This window comes from Pseudomonas sp. NUPR-001 (genome assembly GCF_052147955.1).
In the GTDB taxonomy this organism is placed as follows: domain Bacteria; phylum Pseudomonadota; class Gammaproteobacteria; order Pseudomonadales; family Pseudomonadaceae; genus Aquipseudomonas.
Window position 1 is genome coordinate 5,288,875 of the sequence record NZ_CP197353.1, and the last position, 16,582, is coordinate 5,305,456.

Annotated in this window: 15 protein-coding genes; 5 read left to right on the forward strand and 10 right to left on the reverse strand. The window is 61.6% G+C overall.

Annotation, left to right across the window (positions count from 1 at the left end; genetic code table 11):
* Positions 1-9 precede the first annotated feature (9 nt).
* Positions 10-825: a sugar phosphate isomerase/epimerase family protein gene (locus ACP6KB_RS24350; protein ID WP_442109921.1), complete on the reverse strand. Its 816-nt coding sequence runs from the start codon at positions 823-825 to the stop codon at positions 10-12.
* A gap of 123 nt (positions 826-948) precedes the next feature.
* Positions 949-1,725, reverse strand: a complete 777-nt coding sequence (locus tag ACP6KB_RS24355) for an IclR family transcriptional regulator (protein WP_442109923.1) — start codon at positions 1,723-1,725, stop codon at positions 949-951.
* A gap of 178 nt (positions 1,726-1,903) precedes the next feature.
* On the opposite strand from ACP6KB_RS24355, the gene ACP6KB_RS24360 reads away from it, so the two are divergent.
* Positions 1,904-3,622, forward strand: coding sequence for an FAD-dependent oxidoreductase (locus ACP6KB_RS24360; protein WP_442109925.1), 1,719 nt, complete (start codon positions 1,904-1,906; stop codon positions 3,620-3,622).
* Between the two features lie 134 nt (positions 3,623-3,756).
* Here ACP6KB_RS24360 and pcaG read toward each other — a convergent pair whose 3' ends face one another.
* Together pcaG and pcaH are read right to left on the reverse strand one after the other, a co-directional pair.
* Positions 3,757-4,362 carry a protocatechuate 3,4-dioxygenase subunit alpha gene (pcaG, locus tag ACP6KB_RS24365; RefSeq protein WP_442109927.1) on the reverse strand — a complete coding sequence of 202 codons (606 nt, stop codon included), beginning with the start codon at positions 4,360-4,362 and terminating at the stop codon, positions 3,757-3,759.
* Positions 4,363-4,372: 10 nt separating this feature from the next.
* Complete coding sequence (pcaH, locus tag ACP6KB_RS24370) at positions 4,373-5,092, reverse strand: protocatechuate 3,4-dioxygenase subunit beta (protein ID WP_442109929.1); 720 nt, start codon at positions 5,090-5,092, stop codon at positions 4,373-4,375.
* Between the two features lie 200 nt (positions 5,093-5,292).
* Between pcaH and ypfJ the strand changes: the two genes are divergently transcribed.
* Positions 5,293-6,174: a KPN_02809 family neutral zinc metallopeptidase gene (gene ypfJ / locus ACP6KB_RS24375; protein WP_442109931.1), complete on the forward strand. Its 882-nt coding sequence runs from the start codon at positions 5,293-5,295 to the stop codon at positions 6,172-6,174.
* 200 nt (positions 6,175-6,374) lie between these two features.
* Positions 6,375-8,294: a methyl-accepting chemotaxis protein gene (locus ACP6KB_RS24380; protein ID WP_442109933.1), complete on the forward strand. Its 1,920-nt coding sequence runs from the start codon at positions 6,375-6,377 to the stop codon at positions 8,292-8,294.
* Positions 8,295-8,368: 74 nt separating this feature from the next.
* Here the strand turns inward: ACP6KB_RS24380 and ggt are convergent, their stop codons facing one another.
* The 3 genes from ggt to ACP6KB_RS24395 form a co-directional block, all read right to left on the reverse strand.
* Positions 8,369-10,036, reverse strand: coding sequence for a gamma-glutamyltransferase (gene ggt / locus ACP6KB_RS24385; protein ID WP_442109935.1), 1,668 nt, complete (start codon positions 10,034-10,036; stop codon positions 8,369-8,371).
* A 117-nt stretch (positions 10,037-10,153) separates the two neighbouring features.
* A complete protein-coding gene (locus tag ACP6KB_RS24390) occupies positions 10,154-11,050 on the reverse strand; it encodes a LysR substrate-binding domain-containing protein (protein ID WP_442109937.1) in 897 nt (298 codons plus the stop codon).
* A gap of 67 nt (positions 11,051-11,117) precedes the next feature.
* A complete protein-coding gene (locus tag ACP6KB_RS24395; protein ID WP_442109939.1) occupies positions 11,118-11,708 on the reverse strand; it encodes an NAD(P)H-dependent oxidoreductase in 591 nt (196 codons plus the stop codon).
* A gap of 196 nt (positions 11,709-11,904) precedes the next feature.
* Here ACP6KB_RS24395 and ACP6KB_RS24400 point away from each other — a divergent pair, with 196 nt between their 5' ends.
* Positions 11,905-12,219: a putative quinol monooxygenase gene (locus ACP6KB_RS24400; RefSeq protein WP_442109941.1), complete on the forward strand. Its 315-nt coding sequence runs from the start codon at positions 11,905-11,907 to the stop codon at positions 12,217-12,219.
* On the opposite strand, the gene ACP6KB_RS24405 is transcribed toward ACP6KB_RS24400, so the two are convergent.
* Complete coding sequence (locus tag ACP6KB_RS24405) at positions 12,209-12,973, reverse strand: sulfite exporter TauE/SafE family protein (RefSeq protein ID WP_442109943.1); 765 nt, start codon at positions 12,971-12,973, stop codon at positions 12,209-12,211. The genes ACP6KB_RS24400 and ACP6KB_RS24405 overlap by 11 nt on opposite strands.
* 77 nt (positions 12,974-13,050) lie before the next feature.
* Between ACP6KB_RS24405 and ACP6KB_RS24410 the strand changes: the two genes are divergently transcribed.
* Complete coding sequence (locus tag ACP6KB_RS24410) at positions 13,051-13,956, forward strand: LysR family transcriptional regulator (protein WP_442109945.1); 906 nt, start codon at positions 13,051-13,053, stop codon at positions 13,954-13,956.
* Between the two features lie 127 nt (positions 13,957-14,083).
* On the opposite strand, the gene mmsB is transcribed toward ACP6KB_RS24410, so the two are convergent.
* Together mmsB and ACP6KB_RS24420 are read right to left on the reverse strand one after the other, a co-directional pair.
* Positions 14,084-14,971 carry a 3-hydroxyisobutyrate dehydrogenase gene (gene mmsB, locus ACP6KB_RS24415; protein ID WP_442109947.1) on the reverse strand — a complete coding sequence of 296 codons (888 nt, stop codon included), beginning with the start codon at positions 14,969-14,971 and terminating at the stop codon, positions 14,084-14,086.
* 11 nt (positions 14,972-14,982) lie between these two features.
* Positions 14,983-16,509, reverse strand: a complete 1,527-nt coding sequence (locus tag ACP6KB_RS24420; RefSeq protein WP_442109949.1) for a CoA-acylating methylmalonate-semialdehyde dehydrogenase — start codon at positions 16,507-16,509, stop codon at positions 14,983-14,985.
* Positions 16,510-16,582: the final 73 nt, after the last annotated feature.

Genomic DNA, 16,582 nt, shown 5'->3' on the forward strand with positions numbered 1-16,582 from the left:
AGCTCGCGGTCAGTGCTGCACAAGCAGCTGATGGGTCTTGTCCAGGGCCATTTGTGCCCGTTGCAGAGCGCTGACGCCCTGTTCATACAAGTGCCGGGTGGGAATTTCCAGGCTCAAGGGGATCGAGGGCGGCAAGCTATCCAGCAGCCCTGGCAGGTCGCAATCGCCGTCCCCCGGAAAACGCCGCTCATTACGGGCTTGTCGCAAAATCTCGGCCATGTCTTGGGGACGCGGCCCCGCCACGTCGCACAATTGAGCATAACGCAGGCGTGACGGGGCCAGCTTGCGCAAGTCATCCAGCGACGATTCCGAACGATCGAAATGGAAGGCATCGACCAACACACACCCATTGTCGCGCCCGGCCTGCTCGACAATGCGCACGGCTTGATTGAGGTTCTTGGCATCGGTCCAGGGCATGAACTCAAGGTGTGGGTGCAAGCGGTAGTGTGCGGCCAGCTCACACAGCGCGGCGAAACGCTCGGTCAGACGCTGCTCATCAGGATCGTTGCCGGCCACCAACAGCTCGCTGGCTCCGAACTCGGCGCCCACTGCCAGCAAGGCCTCGAAGTCGGCGACGCAGGTGTCGGGTTTGAGCCGCAGGATTTCCACATCCAGCACGTTGATGCCGGTGTCACGCAGGCGGGCGGCAGTTTGCCGACGCAAACCGGCGTCGGTCACCAGCGGAAAGTGATGTTCCTCGGGTGTGGCGGGCTCAAGGCGCAGGCCGACATGGCTGTAACCGGCGCGGGCGGCAACTTCGACCATGTCCACAGGGGACAGCTCGAGCACGGTCAGGGCAGCGAGGGACATCACGCGTTGACTCATGGTTGTGATCTCTGAAAGTGGAATTCACTTATTTAGAACCATGTTCCACTTTCAGTGCAAGGGAAATAATAGGATCGCGGGGCAAGTCGGGTCGCTGTCCCGCCGCGCCTACAGGGTCGGGAATCAGGTGAAGAGTTCGGAGGCTGGGCTGGCTGCTGATAATTCTGCGGCGGCGGCCAACAGGGTGGGTGCCAGTTCATGCAGGCGGGCTTCGCTCATGCGTGCGCTGGGCCCGGCAACACTGAGGACACCCACGGCATGGCCATCCACCGGGTTACGCACCACGGCGGCCAGGGCCGAGGTGCCAACCGCCGAGCTTTCTACCACCCAGGCATACCCATGCTCGCGCGCCAGCCGCAGGCGCTCGAGCAGTTCGGCATTGGAGCGCGGCGCGTTGGGGCCGAACGCTTCTGGCTCGGCGATCCCCTGACGCTCGACCAGCAACAAGGCTTGCGCATCGCTCAGGCTGGACAGCCAGGCATGCCCGGAGGCGGTGTAGAACAACGGCGCGTCGCGCCCCATGTCGGGGTCATAGCGCAGGCCCGAACGGGCGCCCTGGGCCTTGGCAATCCAGGTTTGCCGGTCGCCATCGATCACTCCAAGGCGCACCAGTTCACCACTTTGCTGCGCCAGGCGATCGAGGATCGGCTGAACAATGTCGGCGCCGCTGCTGCCCAGGTAGCGAAAGCCCATGGCCACCAGGCGCGTGCTCAGGTGGTAACGCTGGCTCTCGGCGTTTTGCCGTACATAACCCAGGCGCATCAGCTCGGCGAGCATGCGGTGGGTGGCGCTCTTAGGGATATCCAGCTCTTCGGCCAGGGTCTGCAGGGGCAGCCCACGGGGTTCGCTGGTAAGGCGTTCGAGAAGGCTGAACGCGCGTTCGATCTGACTGCCGGCCATGGTTCACGGTCCTTGAAAATTGTGCCGATTCTAAAGAGCCACGGGCAAAGCGCAAAACACTGTCCGATCTTCGCCCACTTTATACGCTCAGCGCTTGGATGAGCAGCACATGGAAAACTAGAATATGGAATCTTGTTCCAGAATATAACAAAACCCATTGTTCGAGGAGAGACTGCCCATGGCTACCGGTTCCCCCACGCCCGCACAGGTCGATTGCGATGTACTGGTCATCGGCTCCGGTGCGGCCGGTTTGTCAGCTGCAGTGACGGCAGCATGGCATGGGCAGAAAGTGATTGTCGTGGAAAAGGATGCGGTGTTCGGCGGCGCTACGGCCTGGTCGGGCGGCTGGATGTGGGTGCCGTGCAACCCGCTGGCGCAGCGGGCCGGGATCATCGAAGCGCGTTCCCAGCCACGCACTTACCTTGAGCACGAATTGGGGGAACGCTTTGACGCCAGCATGATCGACGCCTTTCTTGAGGCTGCGCCACGCATGGTGTCTTTTTTCGAACGCCATACCGCGCTGCAATTTGCCGATGGCAACGGCATTGCCGATATCCATGGTCGAACCCCGGGTGCCGGTACCGGTGGGCGTTCGGTGATTGCCGCGCCCTATGACGGACGCGAGGTCGCCAAACTGCTCAAGCGCCTGCGCAAGACAATGCGCGAAACGTCGTTCCTGGGCATGCCGATCATGGCCGGCAAAGACCTCAACGCGTTCCTCACCCTGACCCGCTCGTGGCGCTCCCTGCTGCATGTGAGCAAGCGCTTCTGCCGCCACCTGCTCGACCTGGCGCAATACGGCCGGGCGATGCAACTGGTCAACGGTGTAGCGCTGGTTGCACGTTTGGCCAAGTCAGCGCAAGACCTCGGCGTGTTGCTCTGGGAGTCGGCCCCTGCCAGGCAGTTGCTACAGGAACAGGGCCGGGTCAGCGGCGCGGTGGTCGAGACGGCGCGTGGGCCCGTCAGCATTCATGCGCGAAAAGCCGTGGTGCTGGCGGCCGGTGGATTCGCCAACGACATCGAGCGGCGCAAAGCGCTGTTCCCGCGAACCCCAACCGGCCACGAACACCTGGCCCTGCCGCCGCTGGGCGCCAGCGGTGATGGCTTGCGCCTGGGCGAAAGTGCCGGAGGCCAGGTAGCTGACGACCTGCACAGCCCGGTGGCCTGGGCGCCGGTTTCGCGGGTTAACCACAAGGACGGCAGCAGCGGACACTTCCCGCACATTATCGAACGCGGCAAACCCGGCATCATCGGGGTGTTGGCCAACGGCAAACGCTTCGTCAACGAAGCTGACGGTTACTACGACTATGTCAGCGCCATGGTCGCCCAGGCACCTGGAGAGAAGGTCGAATCCTGGTTGATCTGCAGCCACGCCTTTCAACGCCGCTATGGCCTGGGCATGTCGCGGCCGTTTCCCTTGCCTGTGCAGCCATTCATCCGTTCCGGTTATCTGAAGTGCGGCCACAGCATCGAGGCCCTGGCCACGGCGTGCGGCATCGATCCACAAGGGTTGTCTGCCACACTTGCCGAATACAACCTGCACGCGCGCAACGGCGAAGACCCGCTGTTCGGCCGCGGCTCGACGTCTTACAACCGTAAACAGGGTGACGCCCTGCACGGGCCCAACCCTTGCGTCGCGCCGATCGAGCAGGGGCCGTTCTACGCGGTGAAAGTCGAGCCAGGCTGCTTTGGTACTTTCGCCGGGCTCAAGACCAACGAGCATGCCCAGGTGCTGGACAGCCAGCGTCAGCCGATCAGCGGCTTGTATGCGGTGGGGACGGACATGGCCAGCATCATGGGCGGGTTTTACCCGGCTGGCGGGATCAATCTGGGGCCAGCGGCAACCTTCGGCTACATCGCCGGGCGGCATATTGCCGGGGTGACGGAGTACGAATGATCGCGGTGAACGCAACACCATCCGGTAGAAGCGGGCTTGCCCCGCGATAGCGGTGTGTCAGTGCTATCGCTTCGCGGGGCAAGCCCACTCCTACCTGTGGGAGCGGGCTTGCCCCGCGATAAAACCAACCGCAATCAGAAGTCGAAGAACACCGTCTCGCCTTCGCCCTGAATACGGATATCAAAGCGGTAGGCCAGCTTGCCGTCCACTTCACAACGGCTCGCCACCAAAGTCTCGCGCCGCTGCGGCTGTTCGATCAGGTTGAGCACCGGGCACTGGGCATTGGCCTGGGCCTCGTCATCGAAGTACAGGCGCGTGTGCAGGTGGATGTTGATACCACGGGCAAACAGGCTGATGTTGATATGCGGTGCCATCGGCACCCCGGCAGCGTTACGCACGACGCCAGGCTTGATGGTGTGCAATGTCCACTCACCGGCGTCAAAGGTGGTCGCCGTGCGGCCAAAACTGTTGAACGGCTGTTCCAGGTCGAAGTCGCCCTGGTACTGACCATTGTGGTCGGCTTGCCAGAACTCCAGGAACGAGTCCCTGACCAGGTGGCCGTTGCCGTCATAGACATTGCCGAACACCAGAATGTGTTCACCCGGCGCATCGGTGCGGGCCATGCAGTTCCAGATTTCCTGATCGCGGGTTGGGTTGCCTGCCGCTTCCAGGGCCAAGCCGATGTGTACGTAAGGGCCTGCGGTTTGCGAAGGCGTTTCCGGCAGCAATTGAGTAGGCATGGGACGCTCCTCAGCAGTTTTCGAAGTGAGTCTTGCGCTGGCCGCGCAGGACGATGTCGAAGCGGTACGCCAGGCAGTCCATCGGGTTGGCGTTGCTCATGTCCAGGCGCGCAATCAGGCTCTGCACCGCATCCGGATTGGCAATCGATTTGACGATCGGGCACATCGGAATCAGCGGGTCGCCTTCGAAATACAGCTGGGTAATCAGACGGGTCGCAATCGACGGGCCGCTGATCGAGACATGCACATGCGCCGGGCGCCAGTCATTGGGGCCGTTACGCCATGGGTACGGGCCCGGCTTGATGGTGCGGAAACTGTAGTAGCCCTCGCTGTCGGTCAGCGCGCGGCCGACACCACCGAAGTTGGGGTCCAGCGGCGCCAGGTAGCGGTCGTTCTTGTGGCGGTAGCGGCCACCGGCGTTGGCTTGCCAGATTTCCACCAGGGTGTGCGGGATTGGCTTGCCGTACTGGTCGCAGACACGGCCGGCAATAATGATCCGCTCACCGATCGGCAGCCCACCGTTGTTGAAATTGAGCAGCAGGTCGTGATCATGCTGACCGAACTTCAGGTGAGAAAAGTCCGGCCCTGTGCTTTCGCTGATCGACTGAGGAATGCTCACCAGCGCCTGACGCGGCGAACGGGCAATGGAAGTTTTGTAATCCGGCGTGAAGGCCTTCGGGTGCCAGTTACGATCACGGATAGCGAAGCGACTGTTGTCTTGCACAGACATGCCGTTCTCCTGTCTTGGAATTATTGGAACACCTGAGCGTGGCAGGCGAGCTTGCAGTTTCCGGCATGTCCGCTGTGGAGAACATTGAAAAGAACCCCTGCATGCATAACCAATAGGTTATGAAAGACGCAGTAATCCCACGGAGCTACGCCGGGTGAACTAATCTTCTAGCTCATGTTTTCAAGCGCTGGAGAGCACTCATGCAATGGCGAAAAGGCAGGCGTAGCGACAATGTGGTCGATGCCCGTGGCGAGGGCGGTGGCGGCATGCGCTTCGGCGGTGGCAAGGGCCTGAGCATCGGGGCGATTCTGTTGATAGTCGGCATCGGTTGGATCACCGGGCAAGACCCGCTACAGATCCTCGGCCAATTGACCGGGCAGATGGGCCAGACCAGTGCGCCGGTCAGCACCGGCACCGGCAAGGCGCCACCGGCCAACGATGAGCAGGCCGAGTTCGTCGCCTCTATCCTCGGCGATACCGAGGACACCTGGCGGGCGATCTTCGCCCAGGCTGGCCGTCAGTACAAAGACCCGACCCTGACCCTGTTCAGCGGCCAGATCAACTCAGCCTGCGGCTTCGCCTCCTCGGCGGTCGGCCCGTTCTATTGCCCGGCTGACCAGAAGGTTTACCTCGACATGAGCTTCTTCCGCGAAATGGAGCAGCGCTTTGCCGCAGCGGGCGATTTCGCCCAGGCGTATGTGATTGCCCACGAAGTCGGTCACCATGTGCAGACCTTGCTTGGTGTGTCGACCCGGGTTCAGGCGGCGCGCCAGCGTGGCGAACGCATGGAAGGCGACAACGGCCTGCTGGTGCGTCAGGAGTTACAAGCCGACTGCCTGGCCGGTGTCTGGGCTTACCAGGCCCAGCAGCGCCTGAACTGGCTTGAGCCCGGCGATATCGAAGAAGCCCTGAACGCCGCCAATGCCATTGGTGACGACCGCTTGCAGCAGCAAGGCCAGGGTAGCGTAGTACCGGATTCGTTCACCCATGGCACCTCGCAGCAGCGCGTACGCTGGTTCAAGACCGGCTTCGCCAAAGGCGACATCAGCCAGTGCGATACCTTCTCCGCCCGCGCACTTTAAAGGCGCCCGCCTGACCCGCGGCAGGGCCCTTCCCTGCCGCGGAAACACTCTGAAACTTCCCCTGAATATTTTTGCTGAAAAAGCGTTTCAGCTCCGCCGCAAGTGGCCGATACACCTTGCTCAGAGCATCGGCTGGCCATCAAAAACAACAACCTTCCAGCGATATGGATCAAGACGCACAACGTTCCTGGAGGGATTACATGAATAGATGGTTTGCCAATATCAGCCTCAACCTGAAACTCGGCCTGGGCTTCGGCCTGGTGCTGCTGCTCACCGGCCTGTTGGCCTTGACCGGCTGGAACAGCATGGGTGGGCTGATTGATCGCAGTAACTGGATGAGTGACATCACTCAGCTCAACAGCGACCTGGCCGAACTGCGTGTCACCCGCCTGCAGTACATGCTGACCAACGGCGACGATGCCGCCGCTGGTAATGTCCAGGTCAAGCTCAACGCCTTCAGTGCACAGCAACAAAAGCTGCTCAAGAACTTCAAGAGCCCAGAGAACGTCAAACTGCTCCAGGACCTGGGCCTGACCATCAGCGAGTACCAGGTTTCGATCAACAAAATGCGCGCAGGCTACAAAACCAGCCTTGCCGCACGCGATGCGATGAACCTGGCCGCTTCCCGTGCCATCGAGCTGGTCGAAGCGATCAACCGCGACATCCTCGCCCTGCCCGAAACTGACGCCAGCCGCCTGGAGCAGTTCCGCACCATCACCCAGGCCAAGGAGCAACTGTTCCAAGTGCGTCTGGCCGTGCGCAGCTACATTGCCGATATCAGCAGCGAAACCGAACAACTGGCGCTGCGCCAGCTTGATAATGCGCTGGCCGAGATCGCCAGCCTGAACCGTCAGATGCCAGCCGAAGCGGCGCGTATCCAGCAGTTCGAAAGCGCCGTACTGGCCTACCGTGAGGCTGTTCGCCAGTTCCGCGACGCCACCGCCGACGTTGCCGTCGCCCGTCAGGAAATGACCGTACAAGGTGCAACCATCGTCAAGACCAGTAATGCGCTGTACAAGATCCAGATTGAACGCCGCGACAGCGAAAGTGCTCAGGCCCGCACCCTGCAACTCACCGCAACCCTGCTGGCCTTGCTGGCCGGCGTGCTGGCGGCGGTCATCATCACTCGCCAGATCACTCGCCCGCTGCGCGAAACCCTGGCCGTGGTCGAACGCATCGCCACTGGCGACCTCAGCCACAACCTGCACGTCACCCGCCGCGACGAACTGGGCGTACTGCAACAAGGCATTCAACGCATGGCGGCGACCCTGCGTGACCTGATCGGCGGCATCCGCGATGGTGTCACCCAGATCGCCAGCGCCGCGGAAGAGCTGTCGGCGGTCACTGAAGAAACCAGCGCCGGGGTCAACAGCCAGAAAATCGAGACTGATCAGGTTGCCACGGCCATGCACGAAATGGCGGCCACCGTGCAGGAAGTCGCGCGTAATGCCGAGCATGCCTCCTCTGCGGCCACCGACGCCGATGCGCAAGCGCGGGCCGGTGATCAAGTCGTGGCCGAGGCGATCAGCCAGATCGAACGCCTGGCCGAAGAAGTGCAGCGTTCCACCGAAGCCATGGCCCTGCTGCAACAGGAAAGCCAGAAGATCGGTAGCGTCATGGACGTGATCAAATCGGTGGCCGAGCAGACCAACCTGCTGGCGCTGAATGCCGCCATCGAAGCGGCCCGTGCCGGTGAAGCCGGTCGTGGCTTTGCGGTGGTGGCCGACGAAGTGCGCGGCCTGGCCCAGCGTACGCAGAAATCGACCGAAGAGATTGAAGAGCTGGTCGCCGGTTTGCAGAGTGGGACGCAGCAGGTGGCCAATGTGATGCTGGGTAGCCGTAACCTGACCGAAAGCAGTGTCGACCTGACGCGCAAAGCCGGCGCTTCGCTGGAGAGCATCACCCGCACGGTGTCGAACATCCAGTCGATGAACCAGCAGATCGCCGCTGCTGCTGAGCAGCAGAGCGCCGTGGCTGAACAGATCAGCCGCAGCATCGTTAACGTTCGTGATGTGTCAGAGCAGACAGCGGCGGCCAGCGATGAGACGGCGGCCTCCAGTGTTGAGTTGGCGCGGTTGGGTAATCAGCTGCAAACGTTGGTCAGTCACTTCCGCGTGTAAAAAATCGCGGGGCAAGCCCGCTCCCACCGGATAAGTCTGGTGGGAGCGGGCTTGCCCCGCGACAAATTCAACGCTTACTTAACCACCTGCCCCACCCCACGCCCACGTGGGTCAGAAGCGGTTTCCAGCGCGGTGCCATTGACGCGAATGGCCTGGATATCGCCCATCTCCCAGCCCTGATCCTCCAGGGTGTAGCCCATCTTCTTCAGCTCATCAGCGACCTTGCCGGTCAGTGGCGCATAAGCGTCGAAGTAAATGGTGTCTTTGGGCAGCAACTGGTGATGCACGCGCTGCGCCGCCACCGCTTTCTCCAGCGGCAGGTTGTAGTCGTACAGGTTGTTCAGCACCTGGAAGATCGAGGTGAAGATCCGCGAACCACCCGGCGTACCCAGTACCAGGGTGACCTGGCCATCACGGGTCACCAGGGTCGGCGCCATCGACGACAGCATGCGCTTGCCCGGCTCGATGGCGTTGGCGTCACCACCGACTACACCGAAGGCGTTAGCCACACCCGGCTTGGAGCTGAAGTCGTCCATCTCGTCGTTGAGCAAGAAGCCTGCGCCCTTGACCACCACACCACTGCCGTAGTCCCAGTTCAGGGTGTAGGTGTTGCTGACGGCGTTGCCGTCTTTGTCAACGATGGAGAAGTGCGTGGTCTGGTGCGGTTCCAGGCCTGGGCGGACTTTCTCGGTTTCCGAGATGGCGTTCGGGTTGACCTCTTGAGCGCGCTTGGCGATGTAGTCCTTGGCGATCAGCTTATCCACCGGCACCTTGGAAAACGCCGGGTCTCCCAGGTAGTCGGCACGGTCAGCGAACACGCGCTTTTCGATTTCCGCCAGCAAGTGAATGTAGCGCGCCGAGTTCAGCTCCACGCCTTTGAAGTCAGCCGCACGGTTTTCCTTGATGCCCAGCAGCTGCGCCAGCGCGACACCACCCGAACTTGGCAGCGGTGCGGTGTAGACCATGTTGCCGCGCCATTCGATGCCCATCGGCTCACGCCACACCGCCTTGTAATCCTTGAGGTCGTCTTTGCTGATCAGGCCTTTGTCCGCCTGCATCTGCGCAACCAGCAGGTCGGCGGTTTTGCCCTGATAGAACTCACTGACGCCCTTGTCGGCAATGCGCTCCAGGGTTTGCGCCAGCTCCGGCTGCTTGAAGGTCTCGCCAACTTTCATGGTGCCGAAGTAGTCATTGAAGTTGGTGCTGTCCTTGAACAGGCCCAAGGCATCTTCGCGGTACTGATACTGCTTGGCAGCAATCTTGAAGCCGTTCTTCGCGTAGCCCACCGCCGGGGTGATCAGCTCAGCCCAGGGCAGCTTGCCAAACTTTTGATGCGCCTCCCACAAGCCCATCACCGTACCGGGTACACCAGCTGCGCGGGCACCGACCAGGCTCAGGTTCTCGATAATTTCGCCTTTTTCGTCCAGGTACATGTTGCGGCTGGCAGCCTTGGGCGCAATTTCGCGGTAATCAAGGAAGTAAGGCTTGCCGTCCATGTACAGGGTCATGAACCCACCGCCGCCGATGTTGCCGGCTTCGGGGTAGGTCACGGCCAGGGTGAAGGCCGTGGCGACGGCGGCGTCTACCGCGTTACCACCTTTTTTGAGGATTTCGGCGGCCACCTGTGCACCATATTGATCGGGTGCAGCCACCGCGCCACCTTCCAGTGTCACGGCGTAAGCCGATGAGCTGGCGATTATCGCGGCACTCAGGGCCAGGGATCGGAACATCACAACGTGCATGAGCGCTTCCTTGGTGTTGTTTTCGTTGAACAGCCATTAAGGCTTATGTCGGAAAACTAATCAAACACCGCTGGCGTTTTCGCCGCTCGCAGGAAGGTTCTGTCGCAAGCCGATTATTCAGCAGGCGTAGGCCGCCAGCTTGTGCTGGATGAAGTCGAGGAAGCACTGGATGCGCAGGGCAAGCTGCGAGTTGCGGTAGTACACCGCGTTGATCGGTTGGCGATAGCCGCTGTTGTACTCGGGCAACACCACCTGCAGACGCCCGCTGCGGATATCTTCATGGGTCATGAAGTGCGACAGGCAGGCGATGCCCTCACCGGCCAGCGCCAGCTCGCGCAAGGTTTCGCCGCTGGAGGCCGAGACACTCGGGCGGATCAGCAAGCGGTCACCCTCGACATGGCGCAGCGGCCAATGATTGAGGGTTTCGGTCTGGGTAAAACCGAGCAGCGAATGCGCCTGCAAATCTTCGACCCGCTCGGGGGTGCCATGCCGCGCCAGGTACTCGGGGCTGGCCAGCACGATCAAGGGGCTGCAGCCCAGCGAACGGGCATGCAGGCTGGAGTCGGCCAGCTCGCCGATGCGGATGGCAACGTCGGTGCTCTGCTCGATCAAGTCGATGATCTGGTCACTGGTGTTGAGTTCCAGCTGGATCTGCGGATACAACGCGCGGAACTCACCGACCCACGGCACGATGGCATGCAACATGAACGGCAAGGCCGCATTGATTCGCAGGCGACCTGAAGGCGTTTGATGGTGCAGCGACAGGTGCTCTTCAAGCTCATCCATTTGCTGCAGGATCGCCTTGGCCCGCTCGAAGAAGAATCGCCCTTCTTCGGTCAGGTCCATGCGCCGTGTCGTACGGTTGATCAACGTGGTGCCGAGCTTGGCTTCCAGGCGCGACAACGTTCGGCTGACCGCCGAAGGCGTCTGCGCATTGAGCTCGGCGGCGGCAGAAATCGAGCCGCACTCGATCACCGAGACGAACACCTGCAATTCATCGGACCTGACTTTCACGGCTGTATCCCGGAGATGGCAACAACCGTGATAGATAGCCGCTTGCCACGGCCTGCGCAAGACTTCATCAGGCCGGGATCTGGAAAACCCGGGCCAGATGTTGCTCGTAGGCCGCCACGGCGGCTTCGACATTCGGGCGCTTCATCACATCGACGGCCAGGTAGGTTGGCAGTGCGCTCATGCCGAGGAACTGGTTGGCCTTGTGGAATGGGAAATACACCGCATCCACACCTTTGCCTTCGAAGAAATCCGTGGGGTCGTCGAACGCCTGCTGCGGAGCGTTCCAGGTCAGCGAGAGCATGTACTGCTTACCGTGGATCAGGCCACCACTGCCGTACTTCTGCGATGCATCGGAACGGGTGCGACCGTCATTGGCGTAGAGGCTGCCGTGACCGGCGGTAAACACCTCGTCCAGGTATTGCTTGACGGTCCAGGGTGCGCCCATCCACCAACCTGGCATCTGATAGATGATCACGTCAGCCCAGAGAAACTTCTGCACTTCTTCAGCGTTGTCATAACCGCCGTCGATGTAGGTGGTCTTGATATCGAAACCGGCGCGATCGAGAAACGCCAGGGCCGCTTCATGCAGGGTCTCGTTGAGACGGCCATCGGAGTGGGCGAACTTTTTACCGCCATTGAGCAGCAGAACTTTTTTCATCACGTGCCTCATCTGTGGTTCGATCCGCGGCGGTGTCTGGAACGGCCCGGCTCGGGTGAATTGGAATGGCGGCAGATTAAGGAAAGCAAGGTGATGGAAAAACCGTCGATGGTGCAAAAAACTTTTGACTGAAAAGCACGAATCAAGCAGACATTATTGAAATAAAATCAGCGCATCCCCACCAGAGGTCAACCTCATGAGCGAACCTTACGGCTTCATTCTCAAAGCCAAGACCCGCCCGGAAAAAGCTGAAGCCTTCGAAACCCTGTTTCGCGCCTATGTCGAACCGAGTCGTGCCGAGCCCGGGTGCATCGAGTACCACATGCTGCGTGACAAGCAAGACCCGAGCCTGTTCGTGTTCTACGAAATCTGGGCCAGCAAGGCTGCACTGGACGAGCACTCAGCACTGCCGCACATGCAGCAGTTCTTCGAAAAACGCATGGACTACCTCGAACGCGACTTCGACATTCAACTGATCGACATGCTCAGCCCATCCTCGGCTAGCCGTTAAACAGCAGGTGTGCGCCAAGTAGTGCCAGGCCGACGAAGAAGCACCGTTTGAACAGCACGGCACTGATGCGCTGGCGCAACCACTGGCCAGCGAGCATGCCCAGTAGCGCCGGAAACAGCACCAGCAAGGATGCCCCCAACGCCTCGACACCGAGCGAATCTTGCCCGGCCAGGCCCAAGGCCAGTGCCAGGGTCGAAACCGTGAACGACAGGCCCAACGCTTGCACCATCTCGTCACGGTTCAACCCCAGGCTCTGCAAGTACGGCACCGCCGGGATCACAAACACCCCGGTGACCGCAGTGACCACGCCGGTGGCCAGCCCACACATCGGCCCTGCCACACGCTCCCATGCCGGGGGCAAGCACACAGCCGGGCCGAACACGCCATACAACGCATAGACCAGCAACGCTGCACCCAGCGCGTGCGCTGCCCACGCGCCAGTGTTGATGCCCAGCCAGGCGCTGCCAGCCACGGTTCCGACAAAGATCATCAGCAACATTGGCCACAATCGACGCAACAGGGCTGACAGGTGAGCGCCTGCGCCGAGTTGCCAGAGGTTGGTCAGTGTCGACGGCACAATCAGCAACGCGGCTGCCTGCGCTGGCGGCATAGCCAGCCCGAGCAGGCCCATGGCAACGGTGGGCAGCCCCAGGCCGATCACCCCCTTGACCGCACCGGCCAGCAGAAACGTGAACACCACCAGCAGCGACAGCGCCGGGCCGAGTGCCTGATAAAAGCCAAATAAGGTTGTCATAGGCCCATCCTGCCTGTGCAGCGGGCCGCTGAAAATCTGCCATATACTGAGTCAGACTATTGCTCAGGCAGAGGCACATGCATTTCGATCTGATTGACCTGCAACTGTTCCAGCACACCCTGGAGTGCGGCAACATCACCGCTGGCGCCCAACGCAGCCACCTCTCGCTACCGGCTGCCAGCGCGCGGATTCGCGCCATGGAGGCATCCCTGGGTACGCCCTTGCTGGAGCGTAATCGCCGTGGCGTACAGGCAACCTCGGCAGGCCAGGCGCTGCTGCAGCACGCGCGCTTGATCGGCCAACAGGTGGAGCGTTTGCAGTTCGATCTGGCGCAGTACGCTCAAGGCCTGCAAGGCCAGATCCGCCTGCTGTGCAATACGGCGGCGCTGAGCGAATACCTGCCTGAACGGCTGGCAAGCTTTCTCGCCAGCTACCCGGCCATCACCCTCGACGTTCAGGAGCTGCCGAGCCTGCGCATCGTCCAGGCCATCACCCAGGGCGCGGCGGACCTTGGCATCATCTCCACTGCCGCCAGCCACGAGCATTTGCAGACACAGTTCTTTCGCGACGACCCATTGGTATTGATCATGCCGCCTGCTCATCCGTTAGCGGCACACGGCGACCTGCGTTTTGCCGACACGCTGGAACAGGGATTCGTCGGGTTGTCGTCTGACAGCGCGTTGGCGCTGCATCTGGAGCAACAGGCCTTGCAACTCGGGAGACGTATGCAGGTGCGGGTCAGGGCCGAGAGCTTCGACGGGGTCATCCGCATGGTGGCTCACGGTGCCGGGCTAGGCGTGGTGCCACTGGCCGCCGTGCGCCGCTGGCAAGGCGTGCTGGAACTGCGCAGTGTGGCGTTAAAAGACCCCTGGGCCAATCGCCAACTGTTGCTCTGCGCCCGAGACTTTCTGAACCTGCCCGGCCACAGCCAAGCCTTGGTCGGCCACTTGGTAGGAGCGGGCTTGCCCCGCGATACGATGTGACAGACAGCCCACCATCGCGGGGCAAGCCCGCTCCTACCCAAAAAAAATATCGCGAGCCCCCTCCTCACCCACCCGGTGCGCAGTTACAGGTGGGTGTGGAACGGGAGTCGCGATAAAGTCCGCCTCGTTACTCTGGTTTGCGGTAACTCTCGACAATGGCCGAGAAGTCCTTGCCGCCGTCACCGCGCAGGCTCATGGCCTGGTAAAGCTGTTGTGCTACGGCACCGAGAATCACCGGCTGATGCGCCTGACGCGCCGCTTCAGTGGCCAGCCCCAGGTCCTTGAGCATCAGCTCGGCACCGAACCCTCCGGTATAACCGCGAGACGCAGGTGCCGTCTCGATGATCCCCGGCCACGGGTTGTAGGTATCAGAACTCCAGCAACGCCCGGTGGAACTGTTGATGATGCCCGCCAGCACTTTGGTGTCGATGCCCAGCGCATTGCCCAGGGCCATGGCCTCGGACACACCGACCATCGAGATGCCCAACAGCAGGTTGTTGCAGATCTTGGCAATCTGCCCGGTCCCTACCGCACCGCAATGCACAATGTTGCGGCCCATCTGCGCCAGCACCGGTTGCAGCGTGGCGAACAGCTCATCGCTGGCACCGACCATAAAGGTCAGGGTACCCGCCGCTGCGCCACCGGTACCGCCAGACACCGGGGCATCAGCCAGGTCTACGCCCTGTTTGGCCGCCGCTGCGGAAACATCACGGGCGGTCTGCGGGTCGATGGTGCTGCAGTCGACCACCGGCGTACCGGCACGCACACCGGCCAACACGCCGTCTTCACCCAGGTACACACCGCGCACATGGGCCGCAGCTGGCAGCATGGTGATCACCAGCTCGCTCTGCTGCGCGGCATCACGCGGCGAGCTGCTGATTTGCCCGCCCAGCTCGGCAAGCTCGGCCAGCACCGTCTTGTTCAGGTCGAACAGGTTCAGTTGATGCCCGGCCTTGATCAGGTTGCGTGCCATGGGCGCGCCCATATTTCCCAGGCCGATAAATGCGATACGCATGATGCAGCTCCTTAGCGCAGGCTGATGGTGGTGTTCACACCGTCGTTGACGCTGTCGTCATCAAACCAGCGGCTGGTGACGGTCTTGGTCTGAGTGTAGAACTGCACCACTTGCTTGCCGTATGGGCCCAGATCACCCAGCTTCGAGCCGCGGGAACCGGTGAAGCTGAAGAACGGTACTGGCACCGGAATCGGGATGTTGATACCCACCTGGCCCACATCGATTTCGTTCTGGAATTTGCGCGCCGCAGCGCCGCTTTGGGTAAACAGGCCAGTGCCGTTACCGAAGGGGTTACGGTTGACCAGGGCAATCGCCTCATCGAGGGTATCGACCTCCAGCACCACCAGTACCGGGCCGAAAATTTCCTGGGTGTAGATCTGCATGTCGGTGGTCACCCCGGAGAACAGGGTCGGGCCGACAAAGTTGCCTTGCTCGTAGCCCGGCACGCTGACGTCGCGGCCATCGAGTTCCAGCTTGGCGCCTTCCTTGATGCCGCTCTCGATCAAGCCCAGCACACGCTCCTTGGCACGCTTGGAAATCAGTGGGCCAACGTCAGTGCCTGGCTCGCTGCCGGCGTTGACCTTGAGGTTGGCCGCCAGTTCTTTCAGTTCCGGCAGCCACTCACGCGCCTTGCCCACCAGCACCGCCACCGAGGTAGCCATGCAGCGCTGACCGGCAGCACCGAAACCGGCGCCGACCAGGGCATTGAGGGTTTGCGTACGGTTGGCATCTGGCAGCACCACCGCGTGGTTCTTCGCGCCCATCATCGACTGCACACGCTTGCCATGCTGGCCCGCGAGGTTGTAGACGTGGGTGCCCACTTCGGTAGAACCAACGAAGGAAATCGCCTTGATATCGGTGTGAGTGCACAGGGCATCGACCACCTGCTTGCCGCCGTGTACCACGTTCAGTACACCGGCTGGCACACCGGCTTCCAGCGCCAGCTCGACCAGCATCATGGTCGACAGCGGGTCCTGCTCGGACGGCTTGAGCACGAAGGTGTTGCCGCAGACGATCGCCATCGGGAACATCCACAGCGGGATCATCGCCGGGAAGTTGAACGGGGTAATACCGGCGCACACACCGATGGGCTGGCGCAGGGTGTAGGTATCGACACCACCGGCAACGTTCTCGGCAAACTCGCCCATCTGCAGGCTGCCAATGCTGCAGGCATGCTCCACCACTTCCAGGCCGCGGAAAATATCGCCTTCGGCGTCGGCAATGGTTTTGCCCTGCTCGGCGCTGAGCACCACGGCAATGCGCTTGGAGTGCTCACGGATCAGCGCTTGCAGCTTGAGCATGATGCGCATACGCGCGCCAATCGGGGTATCACGCCAGGTTTTGAAGGCACGTTGGCCGGCAGCGATAGCCGCGTCGACTTCTTCAGCGGTGGCAAACGGCACACGCGCCAGCACTTGCTGGGTGGCCGGGTTGACCACGTCACGCCACTCAGTGGTTTTCGACTCGACCCACTGGCCGTCGATCAGCAGCTTGACCTGCTCGACCTTGGTCTGGTCGGGAGTAAGGGATGCGTTCATGTGCGTTCTCCTGAAATTGTTGTTTGGGAGAGATCGACGCCGCCGGGTCTGTCACGACGGACGCTTGGGTCTA

Bases quoted from the DNA above. Each gene is read 5' to 3' on its own strand.
- ACP6KB_RS24350 (WP_442109921.1), bottom strand. From the start codon at position 825: ATGAGTCAACGCGTGATGTCCCTCGCTGCCCTGACCGTGCTCGAGCTG.
- ACP6KB_RS24355 (WP_442109923.1), bottom strand. From the start codon at position 1,725: ATGGCCGGCAGTCAGATCGAACGCGCGTTCAGCCTTCTCGAACGCCTT.
- ACP6KB_RS24360 (WP_442109925.1), top strand. From the start codon at position 1,904: ATGGCTACCGGTTCCCCCACGCCCGCACAGGTCGATTGCGATGTACTG.
- pcaG (WP_442109927.1), bottom strand. From the start codon at position 4,362: ATGCCTACTCAATTGCTGCCGGAAACGCCTTCGCAAACCGCAGGCCCT.
- pcaH (WP_442109929.1), bottom strand. From the start codon at position 5,092: ATGTCTGTGCAAGACAACAGTCGCTTCGCTATCCGTGATCGTAACTGG.
- ypfJ (WP_442109931.1), top strand. From the start codon at position 5,293: ATGCAATGGCGAAAAGGCAGGCGTAGCGACAATGTGGTCGATGCCCGT.
- ACP6KB_RS24380 (WP_442109933.1), top strand. From the start codon at position 6,375: ATGAATAGATGGTTTGCCAATATCAGCCTCAACCTGAAACTCGGCCTG.
- ggt (WP_442109935.1), bottom strand. From the start codon at position 10,036: ATGCACGTTGTGATGTTCCGATCCCTGGCCCTGAGTGCCGCGATAATC.
- ACP6KB_RS24395 (WP_442109939.1), bottom strand. From the start codon at position 11,708: ATGAAAAAAGTTCTGCTGCTCAATGGCGGTAAAAAGTTCGCCCACTCC.
- ACP6KB_RS24400 (WP_442109941.1), top strand. From the start codon at position 11,905: ATGAGCGAACCTTACGGCTTCATTCTCAAAGCCAAGACCCGCCCGGAA.
- ACP6KB_RS24405 (WP_442109943.1), bottom strand. From the start codon at position 12,973: ATGACAACCTTATTTGGCTTTTATCAGGCACTCGGCCCGGCGCTGTCG.
- ACP6KB_RS24410 (WP_442109945.1), top strand. From the start codon at position 13,051: ATGCATTTCGATCTGATTGACCTGCAACTGTTCCAGCACACCCTGGAG.
- mmsB (WP_442109947.1), bottom strand. From the start codon at position 14,971: ATGCGTATCGCATTTATCGGCCTGGGAAATATGGGCGCGCCCATGGCA.
- ACP6KB_RS24420 (WP_442109949.1), bottom strand. From the start codon at position 16,509: ATGAACGCATCCCTTACTCCCGACCAGACCAAGGTCGAGCAGGTCAAG.